The following is a 13,914-nucleotide window of genomic DNA, read 5'->3' as shown; positions in this document are numbered from 1 at the left end:
CACCCCCGTGAGATCGCCGACAGCTGCCACCATTGTCGCGATCGGGCTACCATCGCACAATCAGCGAACGGCGAGTCGCCTTGCCCGCGCCAGACATTGAGCGGAGGCCGGAATGAGGGTGGCCCAACGGATCGACCGGGTGTGTGTGCTGCTGGCCGATGCGAGCTTCGTCTCGACCGCCGCCAACATCGGCGCCTCCGCACTGTTGGACCGGATCGTGCAGACCGTCCGTACCGGAACCACCCATACCGCACTGGAATCCGAACTGGACGCGCTGGACCAACTCTTTGCCCAGCACGGCATCGACCACGTGACAACGGGCTCGCGGAACTATGCCGGTATGCCCGGTGGCACCGGGCATCCATCGATATCGGCGCAGGTGTGTCCGGCCCCGCAGCGCTGCGCGCGGGTGCTGCTGGTGGGCAGCGCACCGAGTGCCTCGACGTGCACGATGACCGGACTGCCGTTGGCCGACGCCGAAGTGCGCTCGTGAACGCATTTCTCGGCGAGTTGGGCAAGAAGCTCGCCGAACGCTGGGTCACGCTGCTCGTAGTTCCCGGTCTGCTGTGGGTCGCGACGGTCTTGGTCGCGGTTCGGCTCGGTCACTGCCATGCACTCGACCCACGTCGGCTGGACGGCTGGGTCGACGAATTCGTCAAGTCCGCCACGGGAAGTCAGCTCACCCGGGTCGTTGTGGTGGCGGCGGGCATACTGGGCTTCGCCGCGGCGGCCGGTTTGGCGGCGAGCTGGCTCGGGCGAATCGTGGAACGGCTCTGGACAATTCCTGGTCGCCGACGGCCCGCTCGCTATCTGACGAACTTCCGCCGCGAGCGCTGGCAGACGGCGCACGAGAAGGTCGAGGAAGCGACTCGGGCGGCGTTGTCGGGCGGCGCGGCGACAGCGCACGCACCGGACCTGCCCGCGACCGTTGCCGCCTGCCGAAGAATCAGTCCGGTTCCGGCGGACCGGCCGACCTGGATCGGGGATCGGTTGCGCGGCTTGGATATCCGAGTGTTCGCCCGCTATCGGCTCGACATGTCGGCGGCTTGGCCGCGACTGTGGTTCACCATGCCCGAGGACGCGAGGGCCGAACTGAGCGCCGCGCATGCGAGTTACACCGGTGCCGCGCGCTTATTCGGCTGGGCCGCACTGTATCTCGTGGTCGCCGCGTGGTGGTGGCCCGCTGTGCTGATCGCGGCCGCTACCGCAACCACGGCCTGGGTTCAGGCACGTGCGGCCACCGCGACACTGACCGACCTCGCGGAGGCGGCCGTCGATCTGCACGGTGCCGAACTCGCTCGCAAACTCGGCATCGCCTGCCCCGACCGACTGACATCGACGATCGGCGAGGAAGTGACAAAACTCCTACGCAAGGACGAGACGCTCAATCCACCACCATGATTCACGGTGCTACACACCTGTTGCCCGGCCCGCCGCACGGAGGAGTTTGCGTCCGAGGTCGGTCAGCATTTCCGCCATCTCCGGTGGTTCTCTGACCTCGAATTCCAGGCCCAGATGGGCGATTCGCACGGCGGTCCATTCCAGTGAGTCGGCGGTGGTGCGGAGGAGACAGGATTTGTCGTCGATGGGCTCGATTTCCTCAGGGCGGACGCGGAAGGTTTCGATCAGTTGCGGGGCCGGGGCGTGGACGAGGAAGACCACTCTGCGCAGCGGGCGGGAGTGGGCGAGGGATTGGGTGACAAAGGCAGCCGCGTCTTCGGCGGGTAATTGCCTTGGGGTACTGCGTATTCCGATCGGTTGCGGGGCTTCGATGCGGTCTACGCGGAAGGTGCGCCAGTCGGTGCGGTCGATATCCCAAGCGACCAGGTACCAGCGGCGGCCCGCGGAGACGAGGCTGTGGGGTTCGGTCAGGCGGCGGGTTTCGGCATCGCCTTTATCGCGGTAGTGGAAGCGGATGCGTTCGCGGTCGCGGCAGGTAGCGGCCAGGACGACCAGGGTTTCCGGGTCGACCATCGGTCCGGCTGCGGGGCCGCCCAGCGATACCGTTGCCGACCGGACCGCCTCTACTCGGCGGCGGAGTCGGGCGGGCAGCACCTGTTGCAGCTTGACCAGTGCCCGCGCCGATGACTCGTCGATGCCCTCGACCGCGCCCAGCGCGGCATTGCGCAATCCGAGCGTGATCGCGACGGCCTCTTCGTCGTCGAGCAACAGCGGCGGCAGTGCGGTCCCGGCCCCCAGCCGATAACCGCCGCCCGAACCGAGGCCGGCATGCACCGGATATTCCAATTCCCGCAGCCGCTCGATATCGCGGCGCACCGTCCGGACCGTCACACCGAGGCGTTCGGCCAGCTCGGGCCCGGTCCATTCGCGGCGGGTCTGCAGCAGGGAGAGCAGCTGCAGTAGTCGGGCGGCGGTGTCGGTCACAGCTTCCAGTATCCGCCGCAATGAGGACCGATCCTGACCTCATTGGCACCTACCGTGGCGATTGTGAACGCAGACCGAGACACCATCCAGATCATCGGGGCCCGCGCCAACAACCTGCGCAATATCTCCCTGGCCATCCCCAAAGGCAAGATCGTCGTCTTCACCGGCGTATCCGGATCGGGCAAATCGTCGGTGGTCTTCGGCACCGTCGCCGTCGAATCGCAGCGTCAGCTCAATGAGACCTTCACCTGGTTCATCCGCAACCGACTGCCCAAGTACGAGCGGCCCGAGGCCGATGTGATCGACAACCTCGCACCCGCTGTGGTGGTCGATCAGAAGCCGATCGGCGGTAATTCCCGCTCGACTGTCGGCACCATGAGCGATATCCAGTCCATCGTTCGTGTGCTGTTCTCGCGGTACAGCGAGCCGAGTGCCGGTGAGGCGACCCGTTATTCGTTCAACGACCCGGTGGGCATGTGTCCCGAGTGTGGTGGGCTCGGCCAGGTGGTGCGGCCGGATCTGGACAAGTTGCTCGACGCCGCCAAATCGCTCAACGAGGGTGCCATAAACTTTCCGCCGTTTGCGGTGGGGACATTTCAGTGGCAGATCTACGCGGAGTCCGGTCTCTTCGATCCGGACAAGCCATTACGCGATTTCACTCCGGATGAATGGCAATTGTTCCTGCGCGGCAACGGATTCCGGGTACCCCGCCGCAACAAGACCGGCTCGATGGGCAGCAATGCCTATGAGGGACTGCTGGAACGTTTCGACCGGCTCTACATCAAACGCGACCTCGGTGCGCTGAGCGATAAGAATCGCGCCGCGGCGATGGCGGTCGTCCATGCGCAGACATGTCCGGAATGCGGTGGCGCACGGTTGAATTCCGACGCGCTGGCAAGCCGGATCAACGGGTTCGGCATCGCCGACTTCGGCCGCATGGAGGTAACCGACCTCATAGACGTGCTCGGCGAGCTCGATGGGACACCCGCTGCACCGATCGCCGATGCCGCCATCGCCCGGTTGCGCCGGATCGAGGAAGTGGGCCTCGGATATCTCTCACTGGATCGCGAGACATCCACACTTTCCGGCGGAGAAGCGCAGCGGCTCAAAGTTGTTCGGCATCTCGGATCCAGTCTCACCGGGATGACCTACATTTTCGACGAACCCAGCGTCGGCATGCATCCGCGCGATATCGGCCGATTGAACAAGCTGCTGATCCAGTTGCGCGACAAGGGCAATACGGTGCTGGTGGTCGAACACTCCCCCGATGTCATCGCCGTCGCCGACCACATCGTGGATATGGGACCTGGCGCGGGCGGGCACGGCGGTCAGGTCGTCTTCCAGGGCACCGTAGAAAAGTTACGCACCTCGGGCACGTCGACCGGTGAACAGCTGCGGCGGGTGCAACCGGTCAAAAGCGCGAGCCGCACCCCGACCGGCTGGTTCGCGGTTACCGGCGCGGATTCGTATAACCTGAAGAACCTGACCGCACGGTTCCCCACGGGCGTGCTCACCGCGGTCACGGGTGTGGCGGGTTCGGGCAAGAGCACGTTGGTATCCGATGCCTTCGTGCGCGCCTACCCGCAGGCGATCGCCGTGGACCAGTCCGCCATAGCCGCCTCCCGACGTTCCAGCCCCGCCACCTACATCGGCATCATGGACCCGATGCGGCAGGTGTTCGCCAACGAGCACGGCGTCAAGCCGGGACTGTTCAGCTTCAACTCCGAGGGCGCATGCGCCGAATGTGGTGGAGCAGGCGTCATTTTCACCGATCTCGCCTACATGGATCCGATCACCACCGTGTGTCAGAGCTGCCACGGACGCCGCTATCGTCGCGAGGTGCTGGGCTATACCGTGCGCGGTGCATCCATCGCCGATGTGTTGGATATGACCGCGGAGCAGGCTCTCGACTTCTGGAATGGCAATGCGGGCAGCAAGATTCGGACTCCACTGCGGGCGTTGAACGAGGTCGGTCTCGGCTATCTGACGCTCGGCCGCTCGCTGAGTTCACTCTCCGGCGGTGAACGTCAACGCATCAAACTCGCCGATCACCTGCACCGCAGCGGCGGCATCTACGTACTCGACGAGCCGACCACCGGACTGCACATGGCCGATGTCGACGCCCTGATCGCCCTGCTGGACCGTCTGGTCGACGCGGGCAATACGGTCATCGTCATCGAACACGATCTCGAGGTGGTCAAACGGGCCGACTGGGTGATCGATCTCGGACCGGACGGCGGCAAGCACGGCGGCGAAATCGTCTTCACCGGAACACCTTCGGCCCTACTCGACGATCGGCGTTCCATCACAGCCGACTATCTGCGGCGCAGCGGCGCATGACGTCGGGCCGCGACCCCTCGACGCGACCGGCGCATCCACGGACCAGATTTCGATACGACAACCGCATCCACAGCTTGCCGACACCGTCACCGGACAAGCGCGGCAGCACAACTGAGCGGCCGGTCGTCAGCAACAGCAGGTCGGCGATACGGCCACGTACCTCGTCTCCGGTACCCACCACCCAATCGGTGTCCGTGGCGATGAGCCGAAATCCCGTGAGCCGGTACTTCGCCCAGAATGGCCAACCCATGGCCCAAACCCGAGTGGCCGCCGTCGCCGCAGCCTCGATGGGGAGTTCGATCTGTCTGCCGGTCGGGATGGCGATGTCCTGACCGTGCACCATGATGTCGTAGAGGATATTGCGATAGTTGGTGACCACCGGCAATTTTCGCGATGCCGCATGCGCCCGGATCTCGGCGACGAGATCCTGCCTCGCGTCGGCATAGCGAACGGACACATCGTGATTCAGCCGATGGAAGCGCCCGCGCGCCCGCAGCCCTTCACGAACCATATCCACCGGGCCGGGCGGCTGCGGCGCCAAGGCGATATGCGCGGCCACATCCCGAATCCGCCAGCCCGAACACAGCGACGGCAGCTCCCACTCGTTCGGCGCGAGATCGTCGAGCACGTCGGCGACGGCGCGTCGCTGTTGCTCGATGACCCGCCACTGCGCATCCCGGTCCATATCGGCCTCCGATATAATTTAGTCAGCTTCACTGACTACTATAGTCAGCGAAGCTGACTAACTCAAGGTTGTGCTGCGACCCGGACAGTGCCGCGCTGAAAGGCCTTGCTGCTCAGGTCATTCGGGTGGTGGAGCGGTGGCGTCCGGTTCGGTAGCGGCCCGGAGTGGTGCCGATGATGTCGGTGAAGGCGGTGATGAAGCTGCTGGGGTTCGCCCATCCGCAGGCGTGGGCGACGTGGGTCGTGTCGTGGCCGTCGGCGAGCAGGACGAGTGCGTGATAGATGCGTAGTTGTGTGCGCCACTGATAGAAGGTCATGCCGAGTTCGTTGTGGAACAGTCGGCTGAGAGTGCGGGCGCTGGCTCCGATCGTCTGCCCGAGTTCGGCCAGTGAGCTGTTGTCCGCGGGCTGCTGGTACAGCACCTCCGCAATGGCTTGCAACCGATCGTCGTGTGGTTCCGGCAGTTGCAGAGGCTGCTCGTGTGCTTCGTGGAGTTCGTCGACGAGGACTCGACGGAGGCGAGCGAGCGCGGCGCGGTCGCGCTCGCGGGGGCCGGTGAGGGTGAGCAGGATTTCGCGGGCGAGGTCCGAGACCAGGAACACGGCGGGATGGTCCGGTGCGAGCCGGGCCAAGGATGCCGGTAGGAACAGGATCCGCATATCGGTGTGGCTGTGCGCGCGGTGGTAGTGCGCGAATCCGGCTGGGGTCCATGCGACTCGATTGGCCGGAACGATCGAAGTGCCGCGTTCGGTGTGGACCGATAGGACACCTTGGGCCGCGTACACCAGGTGTCCACGTGGATGGGAATGCACCGTGCTTGTTCCCCCCGACGGCCATAGATGTACGCCTCCGGATGGCCAGAGACGTGACATCTGACCGGTCCGGGCAAGTTGGCGGCCAACGGGCATAAGTTGGCATTCTATCGGTGGCAGGCCACGCCGTTTTCCGGCGACAGTGAACCCATGCGCGATGATCTTCACTCGGCCAGCACTACGACCTCACTCCGTCGAGGTGGTGTGAGTACGACAATGCGAGCGGCGGTCTGTGCCGGGGCCGGTGGTCCGGAGGTACTGGAGATCCGTGAGCTGCCGGTACCAGCGGTTCGGGAGGGTTGGAGCCTGGTGCGGGTGCAGGGCGCGGGCTTGAACCGGTCGGAGCTGAGGACCCGTCAGGGGCATTCCCCGAACGTGACGTTCCCCCGTGTGCTCGGGATCGAATGTGTGGGAATCGTTGCCGCCTCGACCGATCCGATGTTGCCGGATGGGACGACCGTTGCGGCGGTGATGGGTGAGATGGGCCGGGAGTTCGACGGCGGCTACGCGGAGTACGCATTGTTGCCGAACTCGCTGCTGATGCCGGTCAGCACCACGTTGCCTTGGGAGGTCCTGGCCGCGCTACCTGAGACGTATTTGACCGCACAGGGCTCGCTGGATGCGTTGGGGGTCGTGCCGGGTGGCGAGGGGCGGTTACTGATCCGTGGCGGGACCTCGTCGGTGGGGATGGCTGCCGCGTCGATCGCGGCCGGCTACGGCATCGAGACCGCGGCCACCACTCGGCGACAAGGCAAGATCGGCGCATTGACCGCGGCTGGTGTCGACCACGTACTCCTCGACACCGGTGAATCGCTGACGGCGAGCGTGCACGCGGTATGGCCCGAGGGTCCGGACTATGTGCTGGATCTCGTCGGAGCGAGCACGGCGGTGGACTCGCTGCACCTCGTCCGTCGAGGCGGGACGGTGTGTGTGGCGGGCTCGCTCAGCGGATGGCTGATCCCGGACTTCGAACCGATAGCGATGATCCCGTCCGGAACCAAGCTCACGGCTTTCCACAGCGACGACTTCAAGGGCAGCGCTGGCACGACCGTGTTGCAGCGCGTCATCCACCAGGTCGAAGCCGGCGTCTATCGACCCAACATCGACCGTGTCTTCGGCCTGGACGACATCGTCGCGGCCCACCGCTACATGGAGAACAACCAAGCCACCGGAAAGGTTGTCGTGGTGCCCTAGCCACGGCCATCGCCGGGAAGCGTCGAGGTCGGCGCATCCTGCTGACCGGGACGTCCGGTACGCCCGGGCCGAGCGGGGCGGCAGGCTGAAATCGGGCTGCCCGCGGGTGCGCACTGCGGGGTTGCGCCATCTGCCAGGGCGTTCGGGCCAGCGGCCCGGTTAGCTGCCCTTGTCATGCGCTGGGTGCGCGGTGGCTGTCGATGATCAAAGGAGTGTTATGACGATCGGAGTGGAGCCGGTGGAGCGACCGGGGGCCGCCTTCGGGAGGGCCGGTGCCGATGGTTCGGTCGTTGTGGAACTCGATGGGGCGTGCGGGCTTTCGCGGGAGCGGATCGGGGGAAAGGCGTGGAGCGTTGATCATATGCGGGGGTTGGGGCTACCGGTGCCGCCCGCATTCGTGCTGACGACCGAGGCATGGGCGGAATTCGGGGCCAACGGCGGGGTGCTCGGCGCCGAGATCTGGGCGGGGGTGCGAGACGGTATCGCCGCGTTGGAGAGTGGGACGGGCCGGCGCTTCGGGGCCGCGGAGCATCCGTTGCTGGTGTCGGTGCGGTCCGGGGCCGCAGTGAGTATGCCGGGGATGATGGATACCGTTCTGAATCTGGGGATGAACGACTCGGTCGAGCGCGCGCTGACCGCCGATACGCGAAATCCCGGATACGCCAGCGATACTCGGCGGCGGTTCGTCACCCAGTATCGGGAGATCGTGCTCGGTGATCCGAATGGCGCGGTGCCGGAGGATCCGTGGGAGCAGTTGCGTGGCGCGATCACCGCGGTGTTCCGTTCGTGGGATTCCGCGCGGGCCAAGACCTATCGGCGCACCCGGGGTGTTTCGGACTCGCTCGGTACGGCGGTCACGGTGCAGGCCATGGTGTTCGGGAATCTCGACGTGCTCTCGGGGACCGGCGTGCTGTTCAGCCGGAATCCGAATACCGGTGCGCGTGCGGTCTTCGGCGAATGGCTGGTCGGCGGCCAGGGTGAGGACGTCGTTTCGGGACGCACTACCCCGCGCCCGCTCGACGAACTCGCGGTGACGCTGCCGGAAGTGCACCGGCAATTACTCGCCGCCGCCGAACTGCTCGAGCGTGACGGTCGCGATATCCAGGACATCGAGTTCACGGTCGAATCCGGTCGCCTGTGGCTGTTGCAGTCTCGATCGGCGAAACGCTCTGCGCGCGCAGCGGTTCGCGCCGCTGTCGCCATGGTCGATGAGGGGCTCATCGATACGGATGAGGCATTGCGCCGCGTCGGGGCCGACCAGGTGCGCACCGTCTTGCTGCCCGCATCGGGCGACGACACCGGGCTGCGGGCCCTGGCACAGGGCGAATCCGCGTGTCCGGGACTCGCCTCCGGCATTGTGGTCACCGATCCCGACGAGGCCGAAACCCGTTCGGCCGCAGGCGAGCACGTGATCTTGGCGCGCCCCACCACCAGCCCGGATGATCTGCACGGGATGATCGCGGCGCGGGCCATCGTCACCGAACTCGGCGGGGCCACCTCGCATGCCGCGCTGGTCAGCCGCGAGCTGGGCCGTCCGTGCGTCGTCGGCTGCGGTGCGGGGGTTGTCGAGGCATTGGCCGGTCGCGTCGTCACCGTCGATGGTGGGGCGGGCACCGTGTGGCCGGGACGAGTGAGTGGAAAGGCGGTGGATGCCTCGGTAATCGAGGATGTCGGGCGACTTGCACAATGGGCACAGGTCGACTCGGCCGAGCTGCCGGAGTTCCTGTCGAAACCGAACGAAGATCGCTCAGCGGCAACTGATTCCGATGCAACGAATTCGCCGATTCCCCGAGAAGCCGACGGCAACAAAGTCTCCGAACTCGCCGTACTGCGCCTGATCGGCATCAAGGGCCGAGTACAACCGGACGCCATCGCCACCAGCCTCACGATCGCCGCGGCCGAAGCCGCCTCGCACACTGCTGATTTCGTGACGCATGGGCTATGCGCCAGCACACCCGTGGGCATCCGCCTGACCCCGCAGGGCCGCGAACAATTAGGGCGACTTCTCGAACACGAGCGCGTCGATCTCGACCGGAGCGACCTCGCCGCGGCCTACGATGAATTCTGCGAGTTCAATGCCGAGCTGAAAGCAGTCATCACGGCCTGGCAGATGAAGGACGCGAGCACGGTGAACGATCATTCCGACAACACCTACGACGCAGCGGTTTTGGCGCGCTTGACCTCACTGCACCACAGTGTCACTCCCCTGGTCGAACGCATCGGCACCATCGCGCCCCGCCTCGCGCCATACACCGACCGCTTGGCCCGCGCCGTCGAGCGGATGAACGGTGGCGACCACAGCTGGGTGGCCCGGCCGGTCATGGACAGCTATCACACGGTGTGGTTCGAATTGCACGAGGACCTCATCGGTCTGTGCGGCCTGAGCCGCGCCGACGAGGCCGCCGCGGGCCGAGCCCACTAGCGCGATGTTCACCGATAGCGCCCAGCGGCGATGGGTAGAGTTCGCCGAAATCGATAATGTCCGTGACCTCGGCGGCCTCCCGGTGATCGGTGGCGGCGAAACTAGATTCGGCGTCGTCTATCGCTCCAGCACACCGCAGCATCTCACCGAGGACGATCTGGCCATCCTGACCGGACCGGTCGGCCTGCGCACGCTGATCGACCTACGCAACCCGGACGAGGTACTACGCGAGGGCTACGGCCGACTGACCGGCAGCGCGGCGGTGCGCATGGTCAATCTCCCGGTACGCAAGGCCACCGACGTCGTCGCGACCCCCGCCGATCTGGTTCCCGACGGCAGACAGTACGACCTGGTCGCGCTCTACCGCGAACTCCTCACCGGCAGTGGCGAATCCATCGTGGCGGCGGCCCAGCTGATCGCCGATGCCGAACGTCACTCGGTCGTCTTCCATTGCGCCGCAGGCAAAGACCGCACCGGCATCCTCGCGGCCATGGTGCTGGACGCGGTGGGTGTTCCGGCCGAGGCCATCGCCGCCGATTACGCACTCACCGGCGAACGCCTGGAACGCATCCGCGAACGCCTGGACGCGCTGCCGTCCTATCACGGGCTGCCACCGGTCCGAACCGGCATCCTGGCGGTCGATCCGGATGTGATCATCCGATTCCTCGACGAATTGCACACCACCCAGGGCGGGGCGGCCGAATGGCTGCGCACCAACGGACTATCCGGTGCAGAACTCGCCCAACTCCGCGCGGTGCTGGTGGACGCCTAGTCCCCGCCGTGGCGACTGTTCATCCGGAATTACCGCCGAAGGTCCAGTATGGTCACCAGCGTGCACGACGATGTCGACTACACGAAGCTGGCCACCCCCGCCGAGAAGAAGAAGTACGCCAAGCAGAACAGCTTGATGTACGGCGGGCTGATCGCCGTCGGCGTCGTCATCCTGCAGGGTTTCCTCACGGCCTCGCCGCTGGGCGTCTCAGGTCGGATCTCCATGATCGCCTTCGCGATCGCGCTGCCACTGCTCGCGGTGCTGCTGATGCTCGACGAATGGCAGTCGGGCGAACAGGCGCCGAGCCCGAGCATGACCGATGCTGCGGCCAAGGCCATCGCCCTGCTCAGCTCGCTCGTCGGCGTTGTCGCGGCGTTCTGGCATATCGACTGGAGCGCGGGCGTCGCGGTGATCGCGGCCGGGGTGGTCGCACTCGGGGTCTACGGAACGCATTTCAGCAGTACGAGCTTCAGTCAGGCGGTACTGCGGCGTAACCACCAGCGGTCCGCCGAGCCCCAGGCGGCACCTGCAACGACAACGCCGCAGCCGACGACATCTCCGTCACCGGCTCCGCAACCACCAACAGCTCAGCCGACGACGCCCCAGCCCCCAGCGGCTCAGTCCACTCTTCCCCGGCCGACAGCGAATGAGCACGAGGCGACCCAGACCGCAACGCCCGAGCCAACGACACCTGAGCCGGGGTCGGACCAGCCGACCACGATCATCGAGCAGCCGAAGCCCCCGCAATCGGCGCCACCATCATCCGACTCCCCCGAAGAAACACCCCCGCAGCATCCACCGACCCCTTGACCCGCGACATCCCAATGCTGCAGACCTGACCTCAGCGAGGTCCGCGCACGTCATCATGAGCTGTATGGCAACGCGCGAGGTGGTGAGAGCAGGCGCGTTCACGAGGATCTACAACCCCAGCGACGCCGAATCACGCCCCTGGTACATCAACGACCACACCATCGTCCGCGATGAATCCGGCCGCTGGCACCTTTTCGGCATCACCCATCCCGAACCCGCCGACCCGTTCCACGAAACAGAATTCGCCCACGCCACCGCACACCAACTCCACGGACCGTGGACCAAGCGACCATCCGCCCTGACCGTCGATCCTGGCTACGGTGAAACGCATATCTGGGCACCGCATGTCATCGGCGTCGACGGCCGCTACTACATGTTCTACGCCGGCGGCGGCACCGACCGCACCACCGCCGCCATCAACCTCGCCACCTCCACCGACCTGTTCCGTTGGACCCGCAGCCGTGCCGGACCGCTGTTCCTCGACGGCTACGACGCGAGAGATCCGATGGTCGTGCGCATCGGCGAGAGATGGGTCATGTACTACTGCGCCACCAGTACACCGCGCGGCGGACACCACACCGTCGTCTACCGCACCAGCGGCGATCTCGTGCACTGGGGCGACCGTCATATCGCATACACCGATCCCACGATCGGCACCGAGGCGGGCAATACCGAATCCCCGTTCGTCGTGCACCACGGCGGCTGGTGGTACTTGTTCATCGGTCCGCGCCCGCACTACGTCGGCACCGACGTATTCCGCAGCGACACCCCCTTCCGGTTCCGCACCGGCGACAAGGTCGGCCATATCGGCGCCCACGCCGCCGAACTCGTGCGCGACGATGACCGCTGGTGGATCACCAGTGCGGGGTGGGCCCAGGGCGGCGTCCATCTCGCACCACTCACCTTCCCCACCCCGCGCCCCGTCACCGCGGCCGTTCCCCGCTGAGCGATCGCACCATGCCCGCCACGAGCGCCCTGGTCTGCTCGAATGACGCTTCGGAGACCGCCGGTGCCCCGACCACCGTGCGCATGACCCCCAAACCGAGCAGCAGCGCGCCGATCAGTTCCGCACGCAAGGCGCCGTCCGCGCCGCCCAGGCGCGCGGCCATCTCGCCCAGATAGCCATCGCAGAGTTGCGCGCGCAACTGGTCGCGCACGACTTCATGACCGGCAGATCGCAGTCCGGCCACCAGTGGATGCTCACCGCCGAATTCGGGCCGGTCCGCGAAGACGACATCGCGCAGCAGCGCATCAGCGATCGATACGACCGGTCGATGTCGGTCGGCCGCAACGCCTTTCGGTATCTCGATATGCATCGCCTCGGCATAGAGCTGTTGCTTGGAACCGAAGTACCGGAACACCAGCGCCGGGTCGACGCCTACATCACCCGCTATATCGCGTACGCCGGTCCGGTCGAATCCGGTCGTGGCGAACCGGATCCGGGCGGCGTCCAAGAGTGCGGATCGGGTGGCGGCACGGTTGCGCCGACGGCCCGGCGCTGTGGTTTCGGTCATCTGGTCACCATAAGTCACCAATTGTTGACTTGCGTCTCGCGGCCTTCCTAGCCTCGATGTCATCGGCCGATGACTCATCCGAAAACGACTCGAGGAGAAGCGATTCGATGCGCACCTACGTGATAACCGGCGGCACAGACGGCATGGGCAAGGGGCTCGGCCGGTACTTCCTCGGCCGGGGCGACCGGGTGCTCGCGGTGGCCAGCGGCGCGGTCAAGGGCGAGCGATTCCTGCGCGAGGCCGCCGAACTCGGCGCCGCCGACCGGGCGAGCTTCATCCGGGCCGACCTCAGCACGCTCGCGGGAATGCACAAGGTCATCGCGGAAGTCGCGGCGGTCACCGATACCGTCGACGGCGTCGTCTTCGGCGCACAGAACTTCCGGTCCGAACGCCAGGAGACCCCCGACGGCTTCGAATACACCTTCGCCCTCATCTACCTGAGCCGATATGTGATCGGGCACGGACTCCTCGACGCGCTGGAACGCGCCGAGGCCCCGATCATCATGAGTATCGCGGGCTCGGGCGGACTGCCCGGCACCATCCACTGGGACGACCTTCAGCTACGCACCGGATTTCGCCCCATACGCGCGGCCATGCAGTCCTCGCGCTGCGTCGACCTGCTCGGCGTGGCATTTCCGCAACGCCATCCGCGGGCACGCACGCGATATGTGCTCTACAACCCGCTGACGGTGCGTACCGCCATGGCCGACCCGCTGCCGACGGCGTACCGCCTCCTCACCAAAACGTGGCTGCTCCTCGCCGGTCAACCGGTGCGCAAGGCCATCGTCCCCATCGCCGAACTGATCGATCATCCGCCGACCGAACCGCTCGCCGCCTTCCGACGGCGCAAGCGACTCGCCTTGGCGGGCAAGGACTTCGATCCGGAACGCGCCCGGCGACTCGACACGATCACCGCCGACTTGGTCGACAGCCGGGTCACCGGCGGATAACGACCTCGAACCCGCTCGCCCGAAGCCGACC

Annotated in this window: 13 protein-coding genes; 9 read left to right on the top strand and 4 right to left on the bottom strand. The window is 66.1% G+C overall.

Translation table 11 applies throughout. The features are described 5' to 3' along the window. The first annotated feature begins 112 nt into the window (after nucleotides 1-112). A complete protein-coding gene (locus OIE68_RS05335) occupies nucleotides 113-493 on the top strand; it encodes a hypothetical protein (RefSeq protein WP_327098273.1) in 381 nt (126 codons plus the stop codon). Next, on the top strand, nucleotides 490-1,401 hold the full coding sequence (locus tag OIE68_RS05330) for a hypothetical protein (RefSeq protein WP_327098272.1): 912 nt from the start codon (nucleotides 490-492) through the stop codon (nucleotides 1,399-1,401). The genes OIE68_RS05335 and OIE68_RS05330 overlap by 4 nt, the downstream gene beginning before the upstream one ends. Before the next feature lie 9 nt (nucleotides 1,402-1,410). On the opposite strand, the gene OIE68_RS05325 is transcribed toward OIE68_RS05330, so the two are convergent. Further along, on the bottom strand, nucleotides 1,411-2,385 hold the full coding sequence (locus OIE68_RS05325) for a YafY family protein (RefSeq protein WP_327098271.1): 975 nt from the start codon (nucleotides 2,383-2,385) through the stop codon (nucleotides 1,411-1,413). A gap of 63 nt (nucleotides 2,386-2,448) precedes the next feature. Here OIE68_RS05325 and OIE68_RS05320 point away from each other — a divergent pair, with 63 nt between their 5' ends. After that, complete coding sequence (locus OIE68_RS05320; RefSeq protein ID WP_327098270.1) at nucleotides 2,449-4,725, top strand: excinuclease ABC subunit UvrA; 2,277 nt, start codon at nucleotides 2,449-2,451, stop codon at nucleotides 4,723-4,725. On the opposite strand, the gene OIE68_RS05315 is transcribed toward OIE68_RS05320, so the two are convergent. Together OIE68_RS05315 and OIE68_RS05310 are read right to left on the bottom strand one after the other, a co-directional pair. Continuing rightward, complete coding sequence (locus OIE68_RS05315; protein WP_327098269.1) at nucleotides 4,691-5,410, bottom strand: maleylpyruvate isomerase family mycothiol-dependent enzyme; 720 nt, start codon at nucleotides 5,408-5,410, stop codon at nucleotides 4,691-4,693. The two genes, OIE68_RS05320 and OIE68_RS05315, sit on opposite strands and share 35 nt — an antisense overlap. Nucleotides 5,411-5,522: 112 nt before the next feature. Continuing rightward, nucleotides 5,523-6,281 carry a helix-turn-helix transcriptional regulator gene (locus tag OIE68_RS05310; RefSeq protein WP_327101578.1) on the bottom strand — a complete coding sequence of 253 codons (759 nt, stop codon included), beginning with the start codon at nucleotides 6,279-6,281 and terminating at the stop codon, nucleotides 5,523-5,525. A 144-nt stretch (nucleotides 6,282-6,425) separates the two neighbouring features. Between OIE68_RS05310 and OIE68_RS05305 the strand changes: the two genes are divergently transcribed. The 5 genes from OIE68_RS05305 (at nucleotide 6,426) to OIE68_RS05285 (ending at nucleotide 12,365) form a co-directional block, all read left to right on the top strand. Then, on the top strand, nucleotides 6,426-7,415 hold the full coding sequence (locus tag OIE68_RS05305) for a zinc-binding dehydrogenase (RefSeq protein WP_327098268.1): 990 nt from the start codon (nucleotides 6,426-6,428) through the stop codon (nucleotides 7,413-7,415). Nucleotides 7,416-7,632: 217 nt separating this feature from the next. Then, nucleotides 7,633-9,837 carry a pyruvate, phosphate dikinase gene (locus OIE68_RS05300; protein WP_327098267.1) on the top strand — a complete coding sequence of 735 codons (2,205 nt, stop codon included), beginning with the start codon at nucleotides 7,633-7,635 and terminating at the stop codon, nucleotides 9,835-9,837. 4 nt (nucleotides 9,838-9,841) lie between these two features. After that, on the top strand, nucleotides 9,842-10,609 hold the full coding sequence (locus OIE68_RS05295) for a tyrosine-protein phosphatase (protein ID WP_327098266.1): 768 nt from the start codon (nucleotides 9,842-9,844) through the stop codon (nucleotides 10,607-10,609). 60 nt (nucleotides 10,610-10,669) lie between these two features. Next, nucleotides 10,670-11,419, top strand: a complete 750-nt coding sequence (locus OIE68_RS05290) for a hypothetical protein (RefSeq protein ID WP_327098265.1) — start codon at nucleotides 10,670-10,672, stop codon at nucleotides 11,417-11,419. A gap of 64 nt (nucleotides 11,420-11,483) precedes the next feature. Then, on the top strand, nucleotides 11,484-12,365 hold the full coding sequence (locus OIE68_RS05285; RefSeq protein ID WP_327098264.1) for a glycosyl hydrolase family 32: 882 nt from the start codon (nucleotides 11,484-11,486) through the stop codon (nucleotides 12,363-12,365). On the opposite strand, the gene OIE68_RS05280 is transcribed toward OIE68_RS05285, so the two are convergent. Continuing rightward, a complete protein-coding gene (locus OIE68_RS05280; protein ID WP_327098263.1) occupies nucleotides 12,343-12,933 on the bottom strand; it encodes a TetR/AcrR family transcriptional regulator in 591 nt (196 codons plus the stop codon). The two genes, OIE68_RS05285 and OIE68_RS05280, sit on opposite strands and share 23 nt — an antisense overlap. 107 nt (nucleotides 12,934-13,040) lie before the next feature. On the opposite strand from OIE68_RS05280, the gene OIE68_RS05275 reads away from it, so the two are divergent. Continuing rightward, nucleotides 13,041-13,883: an SDR family NAD(P)-dependent oxidoreductase gene (locus OIE68_RS05275; RefSeq protein ID WP_327098262.1), complete on the top strand. Its 843-nt coding sequence runs from the start codon at nucleotides 13,041-13,043 to the stop codon at nucleotides 13,881-13,883. Nucleotides 13,884-13,914: the final 31 nt, after the last annotated feature.

Origin of the sequence: Nocardia vinacea (assembly GCF_035920345.1) — a bacterium.
Lineage (GTDB): Bacteria > Actinomycetota > Actinomycetes > Mycobacteriales > Mycobacteriaceae > Nocardia > Nocardia vinacea_A.
The sequence above is the reverse complement of the archived record's forward strand: the minus strand, read 5'-3'. Positions and strand labels throughout refer to the sequence as shown.